General features: G+C 39.4%; 18 protein-coding genes. All 18 read left to right on the top strand.

What is annotated here, in order from left to right:
- The first annotated feature begins 9 nt into the window (after window positions 1–9).
- The 18 genes from FPL14_RS11440 (at window position 10) to FPL14_RS11355 (ending at window position 24,135) form a co-directional block, all read left to right on the top strand.
- Window positions 10–2,289, top strand: a complete 2,280-nt coding sequence (locus FPL14_RS11440) for an O-antigen ligase family protein (protein ID WP_182303063.1) — start codon at window positions 10–12, stop codon at window positions 2,287–2,289.
- A gap of 4 nt (window positions 2,290–2,293) precedes the next feature.
- Window positions 2,294–4,288: a heparinase II/III family protein gene (locus tag FPL14_RS11435; RefSeq protein ID WP_229263970.1), complete on the top strand. Its 1,995-nt coding sequence runs from the start codon at window positions 2,294–2,296 to the stop codon at window positions 4,286–4,288.
- Window positions 4,285–6,456, top strand: coding sequence for a bi-domain-containing oxidoreductase (locus tag FPL14_RS11430; RefSeq protein WP_182303061.1), 2,172 nt, complete (start codon window positions 4,285–4,287; stop codon window positions 6,454–6,456). The genes FPL14_RS11435 and FPL14_RS11430 overlap by 4 nt, the downstream gene beginning before the upstream one ends.
- Window positions 6,457–6,475: 19 nt before the next feature.
- Window positions 6,476–8,392, top strand: coding sequence for an asparagine synthase (glutamine-hydrolyzing) (asnB, locus tag FPL14_RS11425; RefSeq protein WP_229263969.1), 1,917 nt, complete (start codon window positions 6,476–6,478; stop codon window positions 8,390–8,392).
- A gap of 21 nt (window positions 8,393–8,413) precedes the next feature.
- Entirely contained in the window at window positions 8,414–9,895 is a 1,482-nt protein-coding gene (locus FPL14_RS11420; RefSeq protein ID WP_182303059.1) for an MATE family efflux transporter, read from the top strand.
- Entirely contained in the window at window positions 9,888–11,297 is a 1,410-nt protein-coding gene (locus FPL14_RS11415; RefSeq protein WP_182303058.1) for a hypothetical protein, read from the top strand. The genes FPL14_RS11420 and FPL14_RS11415 overlap by 8 nt, the downstream gene beginning before the upstream one ends.
- Window positions 11,294–12,415 carry a glycosyltransferase gene (locus FPL14_RS11410; RefSeq protein WP_182303057.1) on the top strand — a complete coding sequence of 374 codons (1,122 nt, stop codon included), beginning with the start codon at window positions 11,294–11,296 and terminating at the stop codon, window positions 12,413–12,415. Before FPL14_RS11415 ends, FPL14_RS11410 begins: the two co-directional genes overlap by 4 nt.
- 21 nt (window positions 12,416–12,436) lie before the next feature.
- A complete protein-coding gene (locus tag FPL14_RS11405; RefSeq protein WP_182303056.1) occupies window positions 12,437–13,723 on the top strand; it encodes a nucleotide sugar dehydrogenase in 1,287 nt (428 codons plus the stop codon).
- Window positions 13,720–15,852, top strand: coding sequence for a bi-domain-containing oxidoreductase (locus tag FPL14_RS11400; RefSeq protein ID WP_182303055.1), 2,133 nt, complete (start codon window positions 13,720–13,722; stop codon window positions 15,850–15,852). The genes FPL14_RS11405 and FPL14_RS11400 overlap by 4 nt, the downstream gene beginning before the upstream one ends.
- Window positions 15,853–15,884: 32 nt before the next feature.
- Window positions 15,885–16,445, top strand: coding sequence for a sugar transferase (locus FPL14_RS11395; protein WP_182303054.1), 561 nt, complete (start codon window positions 15,885–15,887; stop codon window positions 16,443–16,445).
- Window positions 16,446–16,704: 259 nt separating this feature from the next.
- The gene (locus FPL14_RS11390; RefSeq protein ID WP_182303053.1) at window positions 16,705–18,027 is read left to right on the top strand and encodes an alginate lyase family protein; all 1,323 of its coding nucleotides are present in this window, start codon (window positions 16,705–16,707) and stop codon (window positions 18,025–18,027) included.
- Between the two features lie 439 nt (window positions 18,028–18,466).
- Window positions 18,467–19,708, top strand: coding sequence for a glycosyltransferase family 4 protein (locus tag FPL14_RS11385; RefSeq protein ID WP_182303052.1), 1,242 nt, complete (start codon window positions 18,467–18,469; stop codon window positions 19,706–19,708).
- Complete coding sequence (locus FPL14_RS11380) at window positions 19,705–20,580, top strand: SDR family oxidoreductase (RefSeq protein ID WP_182303051.1); 876 nt, start codon at window positions 19,705–19,707, stop codon at window positions 20,578–20,580. Before FPL14_RS11385 ends, FPL14_RS11380 begins: the two co-directional genes overlap by 4 nt.
- A gap of 84 nt (window positions 20,581–20,664) precedes the next feature.
- Window positions 20,665–21,168 carry a hypothetical protein gene (locus tag FPL14_RS11375; RefSeq protein WP_229263875.1) on the top strand — a complete coding sequence of 168 codons (504 nt, stop codon included), beginning with the start codon at window positions 20,665–20,667 and terminating at the stop codon, window positions 21,166–21,168.
- A 169-nt stretch (window positions 21,169–21,337) separates the two neighbouring features.
- Window positions 21,338–21,889: a dTDP-4-dehydrorhamnose 3,5-epimerase gene (gene rfbC / locus FPL14_RS11370; protein WP_182303050.1), complete on the top strand. Its 552-nt coding sequence runs from the start codon at window positions 21,338–21,340 to the stop codon at window positions 21,887–21,889.
- Window positions 21,890–21,901: 12 nt separating this feature from the next.
- Window positions 21,902–22,882 carry a dTDP-glucose 4,6-dehydratase gene (gene rfbB, locus FPL14_RS11365; protein ID WP_182303049.1) on the top strand — a complete coding sequence of 327 codons (981 nt, stop codon included), beginning with the start codon at window positions 21,902–21,904 and terminating at the stop codon, window positions 22,880–22,882.
- Window positions 22,879–23,793, top strand: a complete 915-nt coding sequence (gene rfbD / locus FPL14_RS11360; RefSeq protein WP_182303048.1) for a dTDP-4-dehydrorhamnose reductase — start codon at window positions 22,879–22,881, stop codon at window positions 23,791–23,793. Before rfbB ends, rfbD begins: the two co-directional genes overlap by 4 nt.
- A 69-nt stretch (window positions 23,794–23,862) precedes the next feature.
- Window positions 23,863–24,135 (top strand): alpha/beta-type small acid-soluble spore protein, encoded by a 273-nt coding sequence (locus FPL14_RS11355; protein WP_182303047.1) that lies wholly within the window; start codon window positions 23,863–23,865, stop codon window positions 24,133–24,135.
- The last annotated feature ends 89 nt before the right edge of the window (window positions 24,136–24,224 follow it).

Below are 24,224 nucleotides of genomic sequence, written 5' to 3'. Positions count from 1 at the left end.
GTTCGATAGATGTCTAGAAAGACTTCTACTAATAATAGACTGCAATGGTTACAATATATCGTACTAGCATTGATCGCTGCTTTCTTTTTGTTTATGCCTTATAATCGAGGTCTCTTTTTTGGAGGGCAGTTTACTTTTGAAAAGCCGGTCTATATCGGGATACTTTTTGGAAGTGCAATTATTCTAATCGGTTCTATTACATTATTTAAAAAAGAGAAAATGGATTTAAAAATTGTAATACCGTTGGGGCTCGTACTTTTATTGCCATTGATCTACTATGTAGCTTCAATAAATGCGATTTCTCCTCATTCCGCCACCGATGCCACTACTATAGCATGGCTCTGGGCGGTCTTTTTTACGCTATCCATCATCCTCAAACAGTTCTTGAAGGTAAATACAAAAGTAGTTGTAAATGTATTAATGTTTGCGGGGTATATTATTGTCTTTGTAGGGTTTTTGAATTGGTTTGGTCATATAGAGATGAAAGAAGCAATACTGCAAGGAAGACTATCCAATGTATTTCAGTATCCAAATACGTATGCCGTGTATTTGATGGGCCTATTATTCGGGCAAATATTTATAGTAACTAACGATGATTATGGTTCGCGTTGGTGGAGAGTACATGCATTCATGTTCGTTCCAGTATTTACATCATTGTTATTAACATTGTCCAGAGGCGCAATGATTATATTCATGTTTATGCTGATCATTCACCTGATTTTTAGTTCTGTAAACAAACAAATAAAATCGTTGCTTCATATCTCTATTGGAGTTGTAGGATCGATTTTTGTGATGTCATTGTTGATGAGATTTAGCGATCATGAGGTAAGTGCGTTTTACGGATGGATAAGTATATTATTGATATCTATACTAGTTGGACTATTGATAAGATTGGTTGAGAAAAAAGAAGCAAAAGAAGATTCCTATTTAACTAAACTTATTCATTTTATAAATCATCGATGGATAATCCCTTCATTTACAATAATTATTGTAGGGATTATTGGGGCATTAGTCATGTTCCAATCTCCGATTTTAAAGATTCTTCCGGACACTTTAGAAAAGAGAGTACTGTCAATTGAAATAAGCGATTCTAGTTCATCGCAGCGATTGACATACTACCACGATTCATTGAATCTTGTTAAAGATTATCCGATTATAGGCACGGGTGGAGGAGGGTGGGCTAAGCTATATAGCCAGTACCAATCATACCCTTATATCGGTAATCAGGCTCATAGTTTCTACATGCAATTACTCGACGAGACAGGCATTATAGGGATAATAATTTTAGGATTACTTCTGATCTACGTTTATTTTATCCATATCAAGGGTTATTTTGGAACGAATGAAAAAGATTATAGTCAAGTCTATATGTTGATTGCAACTCCGATCTTGATTCATAGCGTGATCGATTTTCATATGAGCTTTGTGTACATTGCCGCTATAGTTTTCTTTTGTTTGGGGGGCATGGTAGCTAAAGTTGAACTTCCAACTAAGCAGGGCTCTAAGTCACAAATAGTACCGATGTATATTCCCGGAATTCTTTTGGCAGTTATCTCCATAGTTATTATTATTGCTATGGGACGCAATATTGAAGCTGCCAATTACTATAAGAAAGCGTTGAAACAGGGAAGTTATGAGGAACTGACAAAGGCAATAGATATCAAGCCTAATCATCCTGATTTCGTTAGTGTTGCAATTGGTTCAATGCTTCAAAATTATAAGAACACGAATGATGAGGGATTACTGAATAGTGCATTTGATATGATTCAAAAACAAAGAAAAATAGAACAATATAATCCGATTTTGATGCAACTTGAAGCCCAAGCATGGATTGCGAAAAGAGAGCCTAGAAAAGCAAATCAATTGTACGAGGGATGGCTTCAGAGTAGACCGTGGGACATGCAACATCATGAACTCCTTGTAAATCAACTATATGAACTTGGAGTGTCTAACCAAGCGTGGTGGGATAAGGCAATCGAGCACTATCTCAAATATAAGGAACTCTTCGAGTCGCAAAAGGATAAATACGACAGCGGTTTGTTATTGAATATGGATCTGAAAATAGCACAAATTTATTATAACAAAGGCTCGTATCCCGAGTTGATCACGTTATTGGGAAAACATATGATATCAAGCCGGATGTCATTGCAAGAGTATCGACCGGCATTTAGATTACTGCTAGCGGCCACAATCAAAGAGGAGTCCAAAAACGAAAAGCTCTATAAATCGTTTACCGATATATTCCCCGAGGAAAAAATCGAGATAGACAAGCTAACAGGAGAACATTAAAGTGATGATCCAAAAAGTCAAAAAAATTTTCAGTAAACCAATTGGAGTCGTGTGGTATAGAGTTAAGCAGGAACTTCAATTATCTATGATGGATAAATTCTCAAGATGGGAAAAGGTACAAGCTACTGTAGACGGCTATTGGAATACAGAGAATATAGATAAATGGGTATCACAATTTAAACCGTCTATTATTGCTGCCGACTTTGAAGAAGGGTTAGAAGCAGCTATTAAAGCTAAACCAAATATTGGGGAAAGTGTTGAAAGTTATGCATCGAAAGTGTTCGCAAATAACTTTGAAATTTTGGGATCAACAACTCCAACTAAAGGAATCAATTGGAATGAAGACTGGAGATATCAATACTGTTGGCCCAATAAATATTTTAAATTGTATAATTTCTATGAAAAAAATAAAAAAGTACCATACGATGTGAAATATCCGTGGGAAGCATCAAGGATGAATCATCTAATTCCTGCTCTAGTATCTGCTATTCTATATGATCGAGATGATCAAAAAAAGTGGGTAGTAGATGTGATTGCGAACTGGCAAGAGGAAAATCCGCTAGCTTATTCCGTGAACTGGTATCCGATGGAATGTTCGATGAGAATGATAAACTTGATTATCCTATTAGAAATGATGTTGGTATCGAATAAGTATGATTCATCAGACCTTATGATTATCATAAAACTGTTGTGTTCACATGGTGAATTTCTATACAGAACAATTGAATACACAGATATTCGGGGAAATCATTATACTGCAAATATTGTTGCCTTGTTACTTACAGGGTTTGTTTTAGAACACCACTATCCTCGATCCCAGGTTTGGTTGAAGTACGCAAGAGATAAAATTGACAGAGAAATACTTCTTCAGTACACCGATGATGGAGTGAATCATGAAAAATCCATTCCTTATCATAGATTGGTCACGGAATTATTCGTTATAGCATTAATCGCAAGTGAGAGGCATGGATATTCGATTGATCCGGTTGCTAAAGATCGCATCATTCAAGCTTGTAACTATACTAAGAAATATTCAAGACCTGATGGTAAGGTTCCAATTGTCGGCGACAATGACAGTGCGAGAGCGTTTAACTTTGACCTAGCAGAGAGTTATGATCATTCTACTTTATTATCGATTGCCTCTGTATTGTTTAATAAACAGGAATTATTGCCAGATCATAATGATATGGACATTACAGTACCTATTTTATTTGGAACGCAAGGATTAAAGCGATGGAATGTATTAAATGCAGAGAGACAGCAGGTGGACGTAAGTCACTATTTTGCAGGTGGCGGGGTTGTAATTATTAAAGATAGTTCCAATTTTTTGTGGATTGACGTGGGCGAAGTGGGCATGAACAATAGAGGCGGACATGGTCACAATGATCTATTTTCCTTCGAGTTGATGTTTGATCGGCAATTATTAATACTGGATCCCGGATGTCCTGTATACACAGGTGACCCTATGCAGAAAAACTATTTTAGGGGGACTTCTTCTCACAATAACCTTATGATAGATAATGAAGAGATAGCACCCTTGGTAGGAATGTGGGGATATGCTAACTCTCCATTACCGGAAGTAGATATTAATATAGAAAAAGAGATTAAAATTATCAAAGGTTCTCATTCAGGATATACTCGTTTAACTGATCCAGTAAGTGTATCTAGGAAGTTTGAGTATAATCCGAAAGAGAAGTCGCTACGTTGTACTGACATCATTAATTGTCAAAGTATGCATATTACGACGAGGTCATTACATTTAGCGCCGGAAATCATCGTTAATGCATATAGAAATACCGTCAATTTGATGCTCGAAACGAAAATCGTATGCAGGTTGACAACAGAGAGTACATCCGAAATTCGTATCGAAGATGGTTGGTATAGTCCTGGTTATGGATCAAAGGTAAAGACAAAAATAATAAGAATCATTAACCGTATCGAAGGTGAAACCGAATTAAGCTTTGATCTGATATCAGTTAAAAGAGGGATGGAAGAATGAAGCAAGTGTTCCTGTCTGGAAAAAGCCAAATTGAAGTGCTAGACGTGCCAGTTCCCGGAAGATTGAAAGATTCGATTTTGGTTAGAAACGCATATTCGCTCATAAGTACTGGAACAGAGTCGAGTGCCGTTGCAAGCCGTAAAGGGATGCTTGGTGTCTACGAGAAAGTATGGAAATCGAAAGACCGCATTGAACAAGTATGGGAGCTTGCGAAGAAACAAGGCATAATGAATACTTATGAATTGGTTAGAAACAAACTAAATGATTATGGAATGATTGGCTATAGTTCTGCAGGGGTTATCGTTGATGTTGATAATCCACTAATGCCTTACAAAAAAGGCCAATATGTTGCGTGCATGGGCGTAGGTTTTGCGAACCATGCAGAGTATGTTGTCGTACCAAAAAATTTGGCAGTTGTGGTTCCTGAAGACGTCCCCCTAGAAGAAGCCTCTTTTGGTAGCGTAGCCTGTATTGCACTTCAAGGCATTCGCAAACTGGATTTAAGTCCGGGTGAAAGAGTGGGAGTTATAGGTTTAGGGTTAATTGGTCAAATATGCGTAAGATTACTAAATGCAATGGGTTACGATGCATATGGTATGGATTTATCAAGAGATCGTGCTAATAAAGCGGCAGAAACCATTGGAAGTCATAAAACATGGGCATTAAACGACTTAAACTCAGTTGAGAAAATTATGGATGTAACTCATGGTACTGGATTGGATGGCGTTATAATATGCGCGGCAACAGAGAGTAGTTCGCCGATAAATTTAGCGTTCGATCTGTTAAGAAAAAGAGGCAGAGTATCCATTGTAGGCGATGTTGGATTAAACCTTACAAGATCCAAGATGTACAAGAAAGAAATTGAAGTAAAAATGTCTTGTTCTTATGGACCGGGCAGATATGATGAAGACTACGAATTAAACGGGAAAGACTATCCAGTAGAACATGCTCGTTGGACGGAAAGAAGAAACTTAGAATATATTATTCATTTGCTCCAAGAAAAAAAAGTAAGTTTCAAATCGTTAATATCCGGAGATTATTCTGTTGACGAAGCAGCATCGGCATATTCTTATATCAAACAAGCAAATCCCCAAACGTTCGGTGTAGTAATCAATTATGGTGACGTTGGATTAAATACTAAAGAACCTGATCGCTTAGATAGAATGATTAAAAGTAATACGATATCACCGATAATGGATAATGTCATAAATGTAGGATTAATCGGTGTAGGTGGGTATGCCAAAGCGGTCCACATTCCTAACCTCCTGCAATTAAAGGAACACTTCAATATATATGGCGTCGCAAGCCGTTCGGGTGCAACAGCTACGATTGCGGCTAAAAAAGTGAACGCTCAAGTTGCAACGAGTGATTATGCCCTTCTTCTTGATGATCCCAATATTCATGCGGTTATCATATCTACAAGACATTCAAGTCATGCCAAAATCATATTAGACGCTTTAGAAGCCGGAAAGCATGTGTTCGTCGAGAAACCAATGACTACGAAAACGGAAGATGCGCTGAAAATATGTCAAGTAGCGGCAGAAAAACGATTGGTTGTTAGAGTTGGATTCAATCGAAGGTTCTCACCATATATGTTGGAAACACGTAGAGGGATAGGGGCGCAAGGAAACAGAATTCTACAATGTCGTGTTAATATTGGACAATTGAATGAAGATTGGAGTAATACGGTTGACGAGGGTGGGAGATTGTTGGGAGAAGGAGTTCATTTCTTTGATCTATGTAACTGGTTCATGGGTCAGGAGCCGACTTCGATCTCCTCTGTCGTATGTGGCAGGGATGAGATTACGAATCCCAACGTGCTTACTCAAATTAAATATCCGGATGGTTCCGTTGCTCAAGTGTTATATACAGCTTTAGGTAACCCTAAGGCTGGAAAAGAGTATTACGAAGCTTTTGGCAATGGAAGAACTGTTATTGTCGATGATTTTAGAAAAATAGACGGATATGGAATGAATATCAATAAAAAGAACTGCAAGAAGGGGAACAAAGGACAGTTGGATGCATTACTTGAGTTTGCGCATGCACTAAGAGGCAAGGAGTGGATTACCCAGGGGGCAGATGCCCGAGCGGGGCTGATTTCCACTTGGATGGCAACGGCAGCATATGAAAGTGCCCGATCTGGCAAGGAAATATTCTTGAACACTTAAGTAGATAATTATAAAGGTGATGATCAGATTGTGTGGAATAGCTGGTGTAATTAGTTCCGATCATAATATTGACGAGCACGCTTTGAACGCTATGGTTAGCGCGATTGGGCATAGAGGACCAGATGGGAAAGGAACTTGGATCGCATCAAGCGGCAAAGTCGGATTAGGGCATAGCAGATTATCGATTATTGATTTGTCTGAAGCAGGAAGACAACCAATGGGCAACCAATTTGGCGATATTCAAGTTACTTTTAATGGTGAGATTTATAATTATAAGACATTAAGAGAACAACTTGAGTCTAAAGGCTACCGCTTTAGATCCCAATCCGATACTGAAGTTCTTGTTTGTTTGTATGAAGAAGTGGGAGAAAAGATAGTTGAATTATTAGATGGGGATTTTGCTTTTGCGATATGGGATGATAGAAAACAACAGCTACTCATGGCAAGAGATAGGGCTGGAGTAAAACCTATTTATTATACGCAGATAGGAAGCCGATTTTTATTTGCTTCAGAAATTAAATCCATTCTACAGGATCCTTTCGTAGAAGCGAGTCTTGATCAACAATCCCTTTATCATTATTTGACCTATTTGGTGGTACCCGCCCCTAATACGATGTTTAAAGGAATATATAAACTGCCTGCCGCAGGATTTTTAACAGTTAATATTCGAAATAATCAATTAGCGATAAAGCAAGGAAAGTTCTGGGAGCCACTCCCCAATAAAATGGAAGTATATCCAGATGAACTAGACGATCAATTTCAACACCTATTTAAGAAATCTGTAGAAAAAAGATTAATGAGTGATGTGCCGGTAGGGGTGCTCTTTTCAGGTGGAGTAGATTCAACATTAAATGTCTCTGTTTTTCAGGAATATATGAAAAATCAGAGGGTTAGAACATATAACGTCGGGATGACTGGAACAAAGCTATTTAAAGATGAAAGTGAACATGCGGAATACATGGCCAAAAAGTTAGGTTCAGAGCATTATAGTATAAAAATAAGTGAAGAAGATTTGATTAATACATCTCTATCTCTAATCGGTTATCAAGACGAGCCAATATCCGACCCTGTTAGCGTACCTTTGTATTTTGTGACCGAATATGCCAAGAGAACTGGTACGACAGTGTTGCATGCTGGCGAAGGCGCCGACGAATTATTTTTCGGATATAACAAATATAGGAAATATCTTAAACAGTATAGTCAACTATGGAATCCAATGAACAAGATGCCAAACTTCATAAATAAAAGTATGGCCTCGCTAATTGGTCTGTCAAATTCTCCGACTAGCGATAAAATTGCAGATGTATTATTACGTATGACAAAAGGACAAAATTTCTTTATGTCATCTTCGATTGGTTTTTTTGAACAGGAAAAGAGAGGTATCTTGTCAACTGAATTTCTGCAGATGAAATATGATTCTCATGATATTGTCGAGCCATTGTATAGGAGATTAATGGAAATTCACCCAGAAGCAGACTTGCATCAAACGATGTTATTCATGGAACTTCAATTAAGATTGCCGGAGCTTTTGTTAATGCGAGTAGATAAAATGTCAATGGCACATGGCGTTGAAGTTCGTGTTCCATTTCTTGATCGAGATCTGATTGATTTCGCCTTGTCAGTTCCATTAGATTTTAAGATGCGAGGTGGAATACTAAAGGAACCGGTAAAGCGTTACTGTGCATCGTATATTGGGAAAGAAGACGTTTATAGACCCAAATCGGGATTTGCAGTTCCGATTCAAGATTGGTTTACTACAAAGCTGGGATCATATTTCCAAGAGTTGCTGCAAGATGGGAAGAATGAACTTGCGGAGTTCTTCGATGTGGATGAAATAGCCTCTAGACTAAAAAAAGGACCGGATACTGTTAACCAAGCTTTTCAATTATGGATTATATTTAATTTCCTAAATTGGAGAAATCGGTTTATCAAATAATGATACAAGGAAATGAACATTGTGAGCCCAAAGAATGTGAAAAGCGAGATAGCTATTAATTTAATATTTGCTCTAATTAAATCAATAGCTATGCTTATGGTAGTTAGAATCGCGGGTATGGAATTCACCCCCTTTATGTTAGGTATATTTTTACTATCAAGAAGAGCTAGTAACACAGGAGCGAATCTTTTTCAATTTGGTATGTCACAAACTTTACAGAGATATGTCTCGTTAAATTTGCATAACAAATTAAAATATATTTATATCCTATTTGCATTAATTATATGGATAATAACTGCAGCACTAACTTTTCCCATTATTTATTTTTATTCTGATTTATTCTCAATATGGTTATTCCCAAATTTAAGTAATGGGGAAGACCTCGCGTTATGGACTCTTAGTATAATAGTAATATTTAGTTTGCATTACATCATCTATTCGACATTGTTAGCGGAGAGAAAAATCTTCCAAGCTAATATATTGGAACTATTAAATTCAAGTGGAATTCTTCTGCTTATATTTATACTCTCGAATAATCCAGAAGTGGATGAAGTGATAAAATGGCAAGCGATATTCATGTTAATGATTTTATTATGTTATGCCATTACTGCTTTGTTTAAAGTATCTTTTGTGAGAATACACAGGGGGGTAATAAAGGAAGTTGCTAGGAATTTTCTTTATTACGGCGCAACAAGAGGAGTTATTACATTCTTGGATATGCTATTCTTAATGATAAGCCCTTGGTTATTACGATATAGCTTGGAACAGTCTGGATACCTTCTTATTGCATTAACAATGTTTAATATGATACTAACCATCATTATGCCTATATCACAGATTGTCTCTTTATCCGCAGCTAGAATTCTCAATCAGGATCCAAGTATAAATGTGAAGAAAATTAATTGGATGTTCGGTTCATTACTCTATACGTCAACTATATTAATTGTTTTAATATTGCCATGGTGTAAAGAAATATTAATGGTATGGTTAGGTGAAGAGCAACTGGTAGAAGGAACATACCCATATCTGTTGTTAATTCTTCTCTGTATTTTACCTTTCACCTTATATCGGGGGATGAAAGGGTTAATTGAAATATTATGGGATAAGCCATACAATTTGTATTCATTGGTATGTGCTATACTGGTACATATCGTTACTTATTATATTTTAGAACAATTTATTTCATCTATTGATGCAGTTAAAATATCACTTCTGATGGCGTGCTGTTCATTAGCATTGATAACTATAATTACGATTTATTCTCATCTCAGTTCACTAAGATATTTTGGTGCATCATTGCTTTTGAAAATCTCAATTGCTATTTTCGGAGTTAATCTACTAGGGGGCTATTTATTTAATTCGATTATAATAGGCTTATTGTTCATTATGGTCACCCTACTCTCCGGACTCTATATATTATATTTACTTAGACCTCCATTTGTGGTTGAGGTAATGAATTATTTAATACCTAAGCGCTTAAAAAACGAGGTAGAACATGACTGATCCACAACAATTATCGTTACTTATATCGTTAATATTTATTATTACAATTGCCTTGCAAAGAAAAGTAATATTCTCGATAAGCACAATTGGTGTATTTATGATCAGCAATTTGTTTTTAGTTTTATGTGGTATTCTTATGGTTCCTTGGTTTGTTGATTATTTGGGTACAGGTATATTTTTTTCTGGATTAGCTTTTGATAAAATCAGTGATAATGAGATAATGAAAACGATGATATTGTCGAGTGGCGGGATAGTACTTGTTCTGATCTCATATCAATTTACACAATTTATCTTTTCCCGTGGGAATTTTTTACTCAAAAATTCAAACCTTTTACGATTTGAATTTGAAGTAAAATCCAAGATATCGGTTAAAAAAATTCAATTATTCACTGCGAGTGCTGTATTCGTTTCATTGCTTCTATTACTTCCTCAGGTTCCTGATATTCTAAAGGGATTTTCAAGTGTGCTGCAATCTGATCCTGCAGGAATTATTCTTGCAAGAAGTGCAGTTACGAGTAATTACATGCTGGTAATCTTAATTTATAATATTATACCGTTCCTAGTTGTAGGACATTGGATGGTATCGCTTATCCACAATAAGCGTTGGATGAAATATATGTCTTACGTGTATTGTTTTTACTCAATTTTCTTGCTATTGATGACTTTTCAAAAAAGGCCATTAATTTTGTTTTTGCTTTGTTTATTTATAATGACATATTGGATTAGAAATAGTTACAAAGCAAAAGAATTATTGCTAAGAACAAGACTTAATAGGGAACAAATTCTGAATAAAGTAACATCGAATAAAGCACTAATATTATATGGGCTCATTTTATTTGCTATAATGATTGGCCTTTATTTTTTTATGACAACAGTAGGGAAGAATGGGGAAGGTTTTTTTAATACCATATGGACGTTGACACTAATCACTATTTCGAGATTATTAGGAAGATTATCTTTACCTTCCATAATGTATACTCACTATTTCCCATATGTTGAACCGCACTATGGGATTACTAATATAGGGTTGTTTTCTTCAATGTTCGATTTTGATTTATATTCTGATACTCCAATAGTTTTTGAATATTTCTATGGGTATGAGGGCTCTGTAGCCAGTTCAGCCATCTTCGATTTTTATGGGGCATTTGGAATTTATGGATGGTTAATCGGAAGCATTCTACTAGGTGTTACTCTAAATAGATTAGATGCCTATCTGAAGCGATTGCCACGATCAGGTGAAAGTGTGTTGCTAATTATATTTGTATTCCTTACCGTATTCTATTTTTCTCAAGCTAGTATTGCAAGATCTATTATGGGATATGGTGGAGTCTTCTTTGTTGGATCGTGGTTGTTATTAACTATTCGTATAATCAATAGGAATGGAAGAGGGGTGAAATATTGAAGAATCTAATTACATATATTTTGCCTGTTTCTTCACAGCCTCGGTTTCATAAGAGGATACAAAGCTTCGAAGATCAAAATCATTCAAGTCTAATATTTAGTTTTGAGAGAAACTACTTTGAAGGAAAAAAGAAGGACATTGAATATACATCTCTTGGCTATGTAGCACATGGCAATTATTTATCTAGAATAAAAAAAATGTACATCGCACTAAGGATACTTGCACGGAACAAGGATAAGATTTCCGAATCTCTGTGTCTATACTCATTCGGTCTTGATAACGCAGTTATGGCGTTGATTGTCAGATATTTAATTATTCGAAAGAGAATAAAAGTGGTTTGTGAAATAGGAGATATTCGTTCTAAAATGGTAGGAAACTCGCTTTTCAGCAAATGTTTGCGAAAGTTGGAGCGATTAGTCTTACGTAAAGTGGACTGCATTGTAGTGACTGCACCGGCGTATAGAGATGAATATTTAATTAAACTTCAAAAATTGCCCATGGAAAAAATTGAGGTGATCGAGAATAAACTATACCCTCCTATTCCAGATGTACAGTTAAAGCAAAATATGGACGGGAGACCACTAGTTATTGGACTCTTCGGGCTTTTGAGATGTCAGAGATCCTGGAATATTATATCTCGACTGGCTGAGCACAATAGGCAAAATATCCAGATCTATATACGAGGATTCTTGTTAAATATTAGTGATTTTCAGGAAAAATTGAATCAATATCCGAATATGAGATTTGAAGGGGAATATGTCTCTCCTGATGATTTAGCTGATATGTACGCAAAAGTTGATATTTGCTGGATTGCTAATATGAGCAATAATGATATTAACGGAAACTGGGCACTGCCAAACAGATATTATGAATCCATTTATTATCACACACCAATCATTGCACACGCTAAAAGCGGCGTTGCACCGAGAATTGAACAAAACAAATGTGGTTGGACAGTAGATTTCGACGATGAAGAGTCTGCAATACGACAAATTGAATCGTTAACGCGAGACGAGGTTCTAGAGAAAATGAACAATTGTAAAAATGTGGACCAAAAAGATCTAGTGGGGACACGCGACCACGATATATTTATTCGACATATAATCGGGACAATATAAATTTGGAAATAGGAGAACATCATGAAAAAGATATGTGTAATCGGGCTTGGATATATTGGATTCCCCACAGCTTTAATGTTTGCTAAATCAGGTTATGAAGTTGTTGGTGTGGATGTTAGTTCAAAGGTAGTAAGCGCATTAAATGATGGGGAAATCCATATTGAGGAAATAGGGTTAAGAGATGTATTCAGTGAGGTTAGGAATAAGTTCACATTTAAGGCACAGACACAACCGGAACAAGCAGATGTATTTATTATTGCAGTTCCAACACCAATAAATAAAGATTTTACGGCTAAATTAGACTATGTTATATCTGCAACGGAAGCTATTGCGCCTTATCTGGCAAAAGGAAATATTGTTATTGTAGAATCGACGATCCCACCAAGAACAACAACAGACATCGTTACTCCAATTATACAAGCATATGGGTGGTCCGTTGGCGAAGATATTTATTTAAGTCATTGTCCTGAAAGGGTTTTGCCGGGAAAAATTTTTATTGAATTGGTTGAGAATAACCGAATCATTGGTGGTTACAATAGGGTGTCTGCAGAAGTCACAAGCGAAATTTATAAATCATTTGTTAAAGGCGAAATTTATTTAACAGATGCAACATCGGCGGAAATGGCTAAACTAATGGAAAACACGTTTCGTGATGTGAACATTGCATTGGCAAATGAGTTGGCTCTTGTATCGGAGAGACTAGGGATTAATGCCCTTGAAGTGATTGAGATGGCAAACAAGCACCCTCGCGTCAATATCCATCAACCAGGACCTGGAGTTGGAGGGCATTGTTTGGCTGTAGACCCCTATTTCATTGTTGAGAAAGCTCCTGAAGAAGCTAGATTAATTTCTTTAGCCCGTCAGATTAACTCTGGTATGCCACATTTTGTTGTAGATCAAGTATTTAAACTGTGCCGACTCAAACCAAATAAAGTAGCTATTTTAGGAATAACTTATAAAGGAAATATTGACGATACTCGTGAGAGCCCAGCTTCAGAAGTTATAGATTTATTGAAACATAGAAACGTGGAGATATCCATATATGATCCGTTCGTTAAAGAGTATAGAGAACCTTTATGCAGCAATCTGGAGGAAGCTTTAACTGATGTAGATTGTGCTATTATACTTGCTGACCACAATGAATTTAAACAATTAGACTTTAGTAAATATCAATCGAAGATGCGATCTCCTATTATCTTGGATACTAAAAATTGCATATCTAAGATTAGCAACATTGACTTATATAAACTGGGCAATTATTCAAACGAAAATCAACGTATATCTAGTAAGGAGATAGAGTTGATATGAAACAAATACTGCAAAATTTAAAATCGGGCGAGACTGATGTTGTTGAAATTCCTCAACCGCTAGTAAGACCAGGGAATTTACTTATTCAAACGAATTCCTCTGTTGTTTCCGCGGGAACAGAGAAAATGCTAGTAGACTTCGGAAATGCAAGTTATCTAGATAAAGCTCGCCAACAACCCGATAAAGTTCGTCAGGTTTTTAATAAAATAAAAACAGATGGAATTTTACCCACAATTCAAGCTGTAAAAACGAAGTTGAACCAACCGCTTCCATTGGGTTATAGCAGTGCTGGTGTGGTTATAGCGGTAGGCCAGGGGATCAAGGGCTATGAGGTCGGTGACAGAGTCATTTCTAATGGACATCATGCTGAATTCGTTTCCGTTCCCCAACATTTATGTGCAAAGATACCGGATGCGGTAGCCTTTGAGGATGCGGCATTTACTGTTATAGCAGCGATAGGCTTGCAAGGAATTCGTTTGGCAACACCTACAATAGGAGAAGCATTTGTTGTCACGGGACTTGGATTAATCGGCCTAATTACGGTTCAACTTTTGATCTCAAACGGATGTCGTGTTCTCGGCATTGATTTTGACTCGAAGCGTTGCGAGTTAGCAAAACAGTTTGGCGCAAATGTTGTAGATCTTTCTAAAGGGGAAGATCCGATAAGCGCTGCAACGAAATTTTCTAATGGTAGAGGTGTAGATGGCGTTATCATCACCGCATCCACAAAAAGCAACGATCCAGTACATCAAGCTGCTCAAATGTGTAGAAAAAGAGGGCGTATCGTCTTAGTGGGTGTTGTTGGTTTAGAACTATCCCGTGCGGATTTTTATGAAAAGGAAATTTCTTTTCAAGTGTCTTGTTCATACGGTCCAGGTCGTTATGATTCATCTTACGAAGAAAAAGGGCAGGATTATCCAATCGGTTTTGTAAGATGGACGGAACAAAGGAATTTTGAGGCAGTATTAGATCTAATGGCTGCCGACAAAGTCAATGTAAGTTCATTAATCACTCATAGGTTCTCGTTGGATCAAGCGGGTGAAGCATATGAGATACTTAAGGACGGCAAATCATCATTAGGTATCGTGCTGAAGTACAATGATAAGGATGATCGCGGTACAAATAGTCACACTGTTCAACTTAATCAGTTAATAGTACCTACACAGGTAGAGTCTAATAACAAGGCCGTCGTTGGGTTTATTGGCGCTGGGAATTTTACGAATCAAATCCTAATGCCAGCCATTAAGAAAACAGGAGTACAGTTACGCAATATTGCAAGTAACAGCGGAGTAACGGGTGTTCATGTTGGGAAACGATACGGGTTCGAGCTTACGACCACGGATACCGAAGAAATTTTTGCTGATGCGGATATTAATACCGTATTTATAACTACTCGCCACAATACTCATGCGAGTTATGTTAAAAAAGCAATAATGTCTGGAAAACATGTGTTTGTAGAGAAGCCTCTGTGTATTACACAAGATGAATATAATGAACTTAAAGGCCTCAAAATCAACGATGGCCAGATTCTGATGGTAGGGTTCAACAGAAGATTCGCGCCGCATTCCGCATTGATGAAGCAAATGATCGCGACAAGTAATGAGCCTAAAACAGTAATCATAACCGTAAATGCAGGAATGATTCCTTCCGATCATTGGACACAGGATAGCGCTATTGGCGGTGGTCGAATAATTGGTGAAGCATGTCATTTTGTTGATTTATTGAGATATCTAATTGGACATGAAATTGTAGATATTCAAGCTTCAGTCATTGGAATGGTTCCTGGTGTTACCATCCGTGATGATAAAGTAACCATAACATTAACATTTAGCGATGGATCAATGGGAACGGTTCACTATTTTGCGAATGGCCATGCATCTTTTCCGAAGGAACGCGTAGAAGTGTTCTGTGGTGGGAAAATATTGTCTCTGGATAATTTCAAGACACTAACGGGGTATGGGTGGCCCAAATTTAAGAAAATGAAGTTATGGAATCAAGATAAGGGACATTCAAATGAAATAAAAGCATTTATTCAAGCAGTCGAGGGTGGACTACGCCCGCCAATCCCGCTAAACGAAATATTCGAAGTAACTAAAACTACACTTGATATCATTAATCGATTAAAATAGATATTATTATTATTATTATTATGGAGGATATTATGAAAAGAGTGTTTGATTTAGTTATTTCCATCCCAACACTTATTGTTCTCCTACCAGTTCTTCTTTTCTTAGCGGTAGTGATTAAATTAGATTCTAAAGGACCGGTAATATTTAAGCAGAAGAGATCCGGAAGGAATCATACGTTGTTCACGATCTATAAGTTCCGCACAATGAAGGTGGATACGCCGGACATCCCTACACATTTGCTAAATAATCCGGAAGTCTATATTTCAAGAGTCGGTCGGATACTGAGAAAGACGAGCTTAGATGAACTTCCTCAATTGTTCAATATCTTAAAGGGAGATATGAGTATCGTTGGTCCAAGGCCAGCCCTTCATAATCAACTGGAGCTAATCAGTATGAGAGAACAGTTCAATGTTCATCGTATTCCGCCGGGATTGACAGGCTGGGCTCAGATTAATGGCAGGGATGATATATCGGATGAAATGAAAGCACAGTATGACTTGTATTATTTGCAGAATCATAATTTATGGATGGATATAAAAATTATTTTCAGAACTGTAAGCTCTGTTGCCAGTTCTAAAGGAATTAAAGCTTAACGATGGTTTTGGGGTGCATAATATGATTCGGGTTGATCGAATAAAGAGAATGCTAATTACGACCAGTTACCTCAAGTGGAATCAAATAGGTCATCGATTATTATTTATGGGTAAGCGGAGATTCGCTTATCCATTTCGTATTATAACGATGAATCACTACAAACGAAAAATAAAGAAACTCCATCTCGGAGTCAGGTTAACTAAGCGAAATATATTATTGTCTCACGGTAATCTGAATGAATATTGGAATCCAACTCGAATGAATGATTTTCAGCTCGAGATAAAGAACATTCAAAGTAATAAGTTTGTTTTTTTGAACTATGAACTTCAATTTGATGATACTATTGAATGGCACACTACAAGAGCATCGCACTTATGGCGTTACAATTTACATTATTTTGAATATGGAATTTCTTTAGGCTTGGCATGGACTCAAGATACAGCCATTACATCCTATTACAATACATTTAAGTCATTAGTATTAAGCTGGATCGAGAACAATCAACAAGTGGGTATAGGCGATGGTTGGCATCCCTACACCCTCTCTTTGCGTTTAGTGAATTGGACGTATGCTTATGATCTATTCAGAACCGCTATTGAAGATGATGTCGCTTTTAAACAAGCGTTGCTAGAGAGTTACTGGGTGCAGAGCTACTTCCTGTCTAAAAACATAGAATGGGATGTATTAGGTAATCACTTGATCGAGAATGGCAAGGCATTGGTATATGCGGGTCTCTTCTTAGAAGGCCCATTCTCAGACTCAATTCTCAATAAAGGATTAACCATTTTGTGGGGGCAGTTGAATGATCAGATCCTTGCGGATGGAGGGCATTATGAACGTTCGCCAATGTATCATCAAATTGTGTTGAAGGATTATCTGGAAGTTATCCGATTATTGAGGATATATGAAAGACCTATCCCAGAATGGGTATATCGCAAGCTGGAAGCTATGGTTCATTTCCAGAATCAAACTTTGCATCCGGACGGGAAAATTCCATTGTTGAATGATTCGGCTTTCCATATTGCATCGTCATCTGCCAGTATTAGATTGCTTTCTTACGGTATGGGGGTAGGATCTGCAGAGACTTCAGATCGACCGGATTCATTGTTGGATTGGCTATTGATTGGGCATAATCGATTAATAGGGAACGTAGATGAGTTGGATAATAAAGAGACCGTTTCATTCTTCGGCGACGAATCGGGCTATTATGTTTATAAAGGTGAGAAGCTATTCTTGATTGCGGATGCCGGCCAGTCTTGTCCGGACTTCCTACCTGCTCATGCTCATGCTGACTTCGGCAACTACGAGCTCTCTTTTGGAGGGAAACGTTGGATTGTTGATTCAGGCGTCTACCAATATCAAGGTGATTTGCGAAATACGTTCAGAAGTACAGCCGCACACAATTGTTTAATGATTAATGGCAGAAATCAATCAGATGTTTGGGGTAATTTTCGATTAGCTAAGAGAGCACGACCAACGGCTGTTTATTATAGCGATATCGATGGAGTGTGGGCATTATCCGCGAGTCATGATGGTTATCATGATATTGGGGTTAATCCGGTCAGAAAGTTTTTGTTATAGCGGATGAGATCGTTATTGTAATAGATGAAATAACAAGCAAAAGCAAACAATTAATAAAAGCCGACAGCTTCATTCATGCACACCCCGAAGTTGAATGGACAGTTGATGGGAACAAATATGAGTCTAAACATGAAGCTCTAACTTTGTATATGGAATACTTCGGGACGGCAAATACGTGTCTGCAACAAACTACAGGCATGTACTCACCAGAGTTTGGCATTAAATACGATAACCCGGTATTTCATATTTCCGATCAGCTATTTGCAGGGACAAATGTAATTGGATATGTGCTATCTATAAAAAAGGAAGCAATAGAATATCATTTTAATGATAGGTTAGAATTTTATACGATACAGATAGGTCAGATTAAACTTGAGATTAAATTGGGAACTCATCTGGAATACAAAATTTTGACTAGAGAAAATACAGGGAGCAAGATATGAAAATCACTGTAATTTGTCATTATTTCTATCCGGAAATCGGTGCTCCATCCGCAAGATTGTTTGAGATGGCGAAGCGTTGGGTCGGCGAAGGGCATCAGGTATCTGTAGTGACATGTTTTCCGAACCATCCTACAGGGATAATACCGGAACATTATCGCGGGAAGAAATACATGGTGGAAGAAATTGAGGGAATAAGAGTATATCGAAACTATGTGTATGCAACACCGAATGAAGGATTCGTCAAGAAAACAATGGGACATGTTTCTTTTATGCTGTCTTCAATTTTTCAAAGCATGGTACACATCCCGAAGCCGAATGTTATTATCGTAAGTTCACCAACTCTCTTTTCGGTTATATCTGGATATGTATTTAGCATATTCAGAAGATCACCTTTTGTATTTGAAGTCCGTGATTTATGGCCGGATGCAATCATCAAATTAGGCGTACTAAAAAATAAATGGATTATTAAAGCTCTTGAATCGTTGGAAATGTTTCTTTATCGAAGAAGTAAGAAGGTAGTCGTCGTTACGCAATCATTTAAGAAGCAACTTTGTGAAAGGGGAGTCCAAGAAGCAAAAATTGAGGTTATTACTAATGGAGTAGATACAGATATCTTTAATAAAGAGAGTCTGCCAGCTAGTAATGAGCTTAGGAGTGAATACGGATGGGGAGATAGGAAAATTTTATTATATGCAGGGGCCCATGGTATATCTCAAGGGCTGTCTACTCTCGTTGAAGTAGCGCTACGAATGCGAGATAATAATGATCTGTTATTCGTTTTTGTAGGTGAAGGGGCCGAGAAACCAAAAGTTCTAGATTTAGCGAGTAAGTATCAGTTAACCAATATTCAATTCATATCTTCACAGAGTAAAGACAGAATACCATTGTTCTACTCAGAAGCATACTTAAGCTTCGTGCCCTTAAGAAATTTGCCATTATTTGACGCGTACATTCCTTCGAAAATGTTTGAAATTCTAGGCAGTGGGTGTCCGATTGTAGGCTCAATCTCAGGTGAGGCAGAGGAGATCCTTCGTAGCTCTCGAGGTGCTATTCTAGCCGAACCGGAAAATGTTGATCAAATCGAGCAAGCGGTTAAGAAATTAACCAATGACTCAGTCTTAAGAGAACAATTAAGTAAAGAAGGGTACGAATTCGTTAAAAGAAACTTTTCTAGAGCTGCTCTGGCCAATAAGTATTTGGACGTACTTACGGGAATTGAGAAGGAGAATCTAAAATGATCTTGGTCACCGGCGCTACAGGTTTTACAGGTAGCCATTTTATGAAAAAACTGATGGAAACGGACAAGGAAATTCGATGCTTTGTCCGCCCTACAAGCGACACGAATCGATTGGATCGAAATAGAATAGAAACGGTGTCTGGCACACTTGAGGATAAGGATTCTTATCGTAAAGCACTTCAAGGTGTTGATACATTAATTAATATAGCTTCTTTGGGATTTGGGCATGCGGATACAATCGTTAATGAAGCGGTAAATGCTGGCGTGCGAAGAGCTATATTTGTAAGTACAACGGCAATATTTACGACTTTGGCTGCGCAAACCAAAGCGATAAGGTTGGCAGCGGAATCGAAAGTGACGGGCAGCTCGCTCGACTACACTATTTTACGACCAACAATGATATATGGAACTGAAAGAGATCGAAATATGTCTAAGTTGATAAGGGTTTTGCATCGATATCCGGTAATGCCGATTGCCGGAGATGGACAATCTCTTCAGCAGCCGATTTATGTTGATGATCTCGCTGATGCGATCATGGGATGTATGAGTAATCCGGAATGCTCAGGTAAAGCATATAATCTCTCGGGCAAAGAACCTTTGACATTCGATCAAGTTATCGATATAACGGCCAACGCACTCAATAAAAAGGTTAAGAAGCTTCATGTTCCTCTTCGGCTCATTCTACCAGTGGTTGGGTTGTATAATCGCGTGGCGAAGAATCCCAAAATAAAGATAGAACAAGTACTAAGATTGAATGAAAATAAGTCATTTGATCATGCTGCAGCAAAAAAAGATTTTGGTTTTTCTCCTATTTCATTTGCTGAGGGGATAAAACTAGAAGTAGAGCGGATACGTAAGCTCAAGTTAATATAATTTAGTTATATTCAAATCTCGCAACTTTCCCGCATCAGAATGCGTACAAAATGATAGAACTTGTCGAAACGGGAGAGATGAAACTTGCAGACACCGAAGAAATGGGCGGTATGGGGAGCGACGGCCGTGCTGGCTGTAGCTCTAGGCACGATCGGAATCATGTCCTCGACGGCAGAAGCCGACGGTCCTACGAATCCCGGATCCGTAGATGATCCAATCGTAACAAAGGGATACGTCGATGCCGCGGTTGCCAAGCTTGTGAAGCAAGAGTTGGAGAAAATCGGCTCTACCGGCGGCGGTGGCGGAGGTTCAACGAAGCTGGAAGTCGTAACGGTACCATGGGGGACGAAGCTGGTCGTCGCCGACGGCGGCGAGCTGATCGTACGAACGGGCAAAGCGATCGCTTACAGTGCGGACAAGAACGGATTGTCCGACTTAACCGACGGATTGGATATCACTCCGGGCAAAGCGGTCAAGAACAACCATCTTATTCTGAACCCTAGAGGGGATAGAGGCGTTGAGTCCGATCCTAAGCAGGCTAAGGATATCATCGTTCTCGTTCGAGGCGAATACAAGCTGCTGCAATAGCCATTATGAATGATACTTATACCATGAACCGTCAAGCCTTAAGCTTGGCGGTTTTTTTTGCGTGCCGAAGAAGCCGCAGTTACCTAAGGCAACGAAACGATCCCGTGAATAACATATACGATGCCGAGAAGAGTATAGAACGGTAATTTTTCCGATATAAGGTGATCAATTGAAGGTCATAGAGAGCAAGTTGCAAGGCGTTAAGTTAATTGAGCCGGCTTCGTTCGTAGACCATCGGGGTTTTTTTACGGAAAGCTATCATGCCGAGCGCTATTCGGAGCTTGGGATCCCTACGGTATTCGTCCAAGATAACCATTCCCTGTCCGTTCAAGCCGGCGTCATACGGGGTCTTCATTACCAACTGAATCCGCAAGCCCAGAGCAAGCTTGTCAGGGCGACCGCGGGATCGATTTTCGATGTAGTCGTGGACATAAGATCAGGTTCGCCTACTTTCGGTCAATGGGAAGGTTTTGAGCTGTCCGCGATCAATATGCGCCAGCTCTTCGTTCCCAGAGGATTCGCACACGGTTTCTGCACGTTGACGCAGTATACGGAAGTCCAGTACAAGGTCGATAATTACTACTCTTCCGAGCTTGACAGAGGAATCTTATGGAACGATCCGGATATCGGAATAGCGTGGCCGACGGATAGGCCCATTCTCTCGGACAAAGACGGGTTGCACCCGCGATTGGCAAACGCGCAATACAATTTTGTTTACTAAAGGATGAGCAGCATGAGATTGCTTGTTACAGGCGGTGCCGGATTTATCGGCAGCAACTTTATTCATTACATGAGGCGCGAATATCCGTCCTATGAGCTTATGAACGTAGATTACCTAACCTATGCGGGCAATCCCGATAATTTATCGGGCATCGAAGATCCCGAAACCTACCGATTCGTTCGTGCGAACATTTCGGATGCGGCTTCCATGGAACCTTTATTCGAAGAAGGTATCGACGCCGTCGTGAATTTCGCGGCGGAATCCCATGTCGATCGCAGCATTACGGACCCTGGAATTTTCGTAAGGACGAACATTATCGGCACGCAAGTGCTCTTGGATCTAGCAATCAAGTACAAGGTACCCAAGTATGTGCAAATATCCACGGACGAAGTGTACGGTACGCTTGGAGAAGAAGGTTTGTTTTCCGAGAAGACCCCGCTAGCCCCCAACAGTCCTTATTCCGCCAGTAAAGCGGGGGCAGATCTGTTGGTTCGCGCCTATTACGAAACCTATGGTTTGCACGTTAACATTACCCGTTGTTCGAACAACTACGGTCCCTACCAATTTCCGGAGAAGCTTATCCCGCTTATGATTCGGAACGCGATGGCAAACCAACCCTTAACGGTTTATGGGGACGGGTTGAACGTGAGGGATTGGCTGTACGTGGAGGACCATTGCAATGCGATTGCTCTCGTCCTTCATAATGGGCGTAAGGGGGAGGTTTACAATATCGGGGGCAATAACGAGCGAACGAACCTGCAGGTCGTTCATACCATCCTCAAGGAGCTCGGCAAACCGGAAAGTTTGATTCGATTCGTGGAGGATCGGCTTGGCCATGATCGTAGGTATGCGATCGACGCGAAGAAAATCAGCGACGAATTGGGTTGGAAGCCTCAATATCGTTATGAGGATGGAATTCAAGCGACCATTAAGTGGTATAAGGAACATCAGAATTGGTTGAGGCGAATCGCCTCGGGAGAGTACCAACAATGAGCGGGTTAGATCGCGTTTCGATTCAGCCTACGGTTTTGGTAACGGGCGCTAGCGGCCAGTTGGGTCAAGAGCTCGCGCGATTGGAGGACGACCAGCTCCGAATTATCGGCAAGAGCCGAGCGGAGCTTGATATTGCCGATGCGAAACAATGCCATTTACTGATCGCCGAATGGAAACCGGATGTCGTTATACATGCTGCAGCCTATACCGCGGTAGATCGAGCGGAGACGGAACCGGATAGGGCTCATGCGATCAATGTAATGGGTACGCATAACGTGGCCGAAGCTGCTGAAGCGGTCGGGGCTAAATTTTGTTATATCAGTACGGATTACGTATTCGATGGAATGGGAACCAAGCCGTACGAGGCGTTCCATCCTACAGGCCCGCTTTCCGTATACGGCAGGACGAAGCTGGAAGGAGAACAAGCGGCTGCATCTGCTTCCTCTAAACTGTTTGTCGTCAGAACGTCATGGCTTTACGGGAAATACGGGAAAAACTTTGCCAGAACGATGCTCCAGTTGGCATCGGATCGACAAGAGTTAGCGGTCGTGAACGATCAGGTAGGGGCGCCGACTTATACTTATGATCTTGCTCGATTCCTTGCGATGCTTGTAACTAGCGATAAGTATGGCACGTACCATGCTTCCAACGCGGGAGGATGTACATGGTACGATTTCGCGAAGGCGATATTCGAGGAAGCCGGAATGTCGGACATCAAGGTAACCCCGTGTTCGACGAGCCAATTCCCTCGTCCGGCCCCGCGCCCCGCCTACTCCGTGCTAAGCTCGGCCGCGATGATCGAAGCGGGCTTTCAGCCTCTGCGTCACTGGCGGGAGGCACTGCGCGATTTTTTGACGAATTCGGGCGGGGCGTTCGAAGATACATCCTATATTTTCCCCCGAGACCCATAATGTAATACGCCTTGATCGCGATGAGCCGGTACATACTAGGTTCATCACAATACAAGGAGGACTATAATTATGGCGAGAAACAACAGAAGCAACAGACTTGTCGTACCGGAGTGCGCTAATGCGATTAATCAGATGAAATACGAAATTGCCGCGGAACTAGGTGTTCCGATAGCTGCACATACGGGCGGGCTGGATACGGAATTCGCCGGCGAGCTGGGAAGCATAAGTTCGGCCGGCTTTGGGCAACAATATCTAGGAGATCTTACTTCGCGGGAAGCAGGATCTCTGGGCGGAGGCATTACGAAAAGACTCGTTCAACAAGCTCAGCAAACGCTCCTGTAACCTTGTTATTCATAGCGCGGAAAAGGCTGCATTACATTGACACTCCTCGACAGTTCCGGTATCATTATTAATCGAAGGTTTATTCTTTA

This window comes from Cohnella cholangitidis, from assembly GCF_014107495.1.
Taxonomy (GTDB): domain Bacteria; phylum Bacillota; class Bacilli; order Paenibacillales; family Paenibacillaceae; genus Cohnella; species Cohnella cholangitidis.
Note: the sequence above shows the minus strand (reverse complement) of the source record. Positions and strands in the feature narration are given on the sequence as shown.

What these genes read in the sequence shown, in the direction of transcription:
- FPL14_RS11440 (WP_182303063.1), top strand. Translation starts at nt 10, where the DNA reads ATGTCTAGAAAGACTTCTACTAATAATAGACTGCAATGGTTACAATAT.
- FPL14_RS11435 (WP_229263970.1), top strand. Translation starts at nt 2,294, where the DNA reads ATGATCCAAAAAGTCAAAAAAATTTTCAGTAAACCAATTGGAGTCGTG.
- FPL14_RS11430 (WP_182303061.1), top strand. Translation starts at nt 4,285, where the DNA reads ATGAAGCAAGTGTTCCTGTCTGGAAAAAGCCAAATTGAAGTGCTAGAC.
- asnB (WP_229263969.1), top strand. Translation starts at nt 6,476, where the DNA reads ATGATCAGATTGTGTGGAATAGCTGGTGTAATTAGTTCCGATCATAAT.
- FPL14_RS11415 (WP_182303058.1), top strand. Translation starts at nt 9,888, where the DNA reads ATGACTGATCCACAACAATTATCGTTACTTATATCGTTAATATTTATT.
- FPL14_RS11405 (WP_182303056.1), top strand. Translation starts at nt 12,437, where the DNA reads ATGAAAAAGATATGTGTAATCGGGCTTGGATATATTGGATTCCCCACA.
- FPL14_RS11400 (WP_182303055.1), top strand. Translation starts at nt 13,720, where the DNA reads ATGAAACAAATACTGCAAAATTTAAAATCGGGCGAGACTGATGTTGTT.
- FPL14_RS11395 (WP_182303054.1), top strand. Translation starts at nt 15,885, where the DNA reads ATGAAAAGAGTGTTTGATTTAGTTATTTCCATCCCAACACTTATTGTT.
- FPL14_RS11390 (WP_182303053.1), top strand. Translation starts at nt 16,705, where the DNA reads ATGAATGATTTTCAGCTCGAGATAAAGAACATTCAAAGTAATAAGTTT.
- FPL14_RS11385 (WP_182303052.1), top strand. Translation starts at nt 18,467, where the DNA reads ATGAAAATCACTGTAATTTGTCATTATTTCTATCCGGAAATCGGTGCT.
- FPL14_RS11380 (WP_182303051.1), top strand. Translation starts at nt 19,705, where the DNA reads ATGATCTTGGTCACCGGCGCTACAGGTTTTACAGGTAGCCATTTTATG.
- rfbB (WP_182303049.1), top strand. Translation starts at nt 21,902, where the DNA reads ATGAGATTGCTTGTTACAGGCGGTGCCGGATTTATCGGCAGCAACTTT.
- rfbD (WP_182303048.1), top strand. Translation starts at nt 22,879, where the DNA reads ATGAGCGGGTTAGATCGCGTTTCGATTCAGCCTACGGTTTTGGTAACG.
- FPL14_RS11355 (WP_182303047.1), top strand. Translation starts at nt 23,863, where the DNA reads ATGGCGAGAAACAACAGAAGCAACAGACTTGTCGTACCGGAGTGCGCT.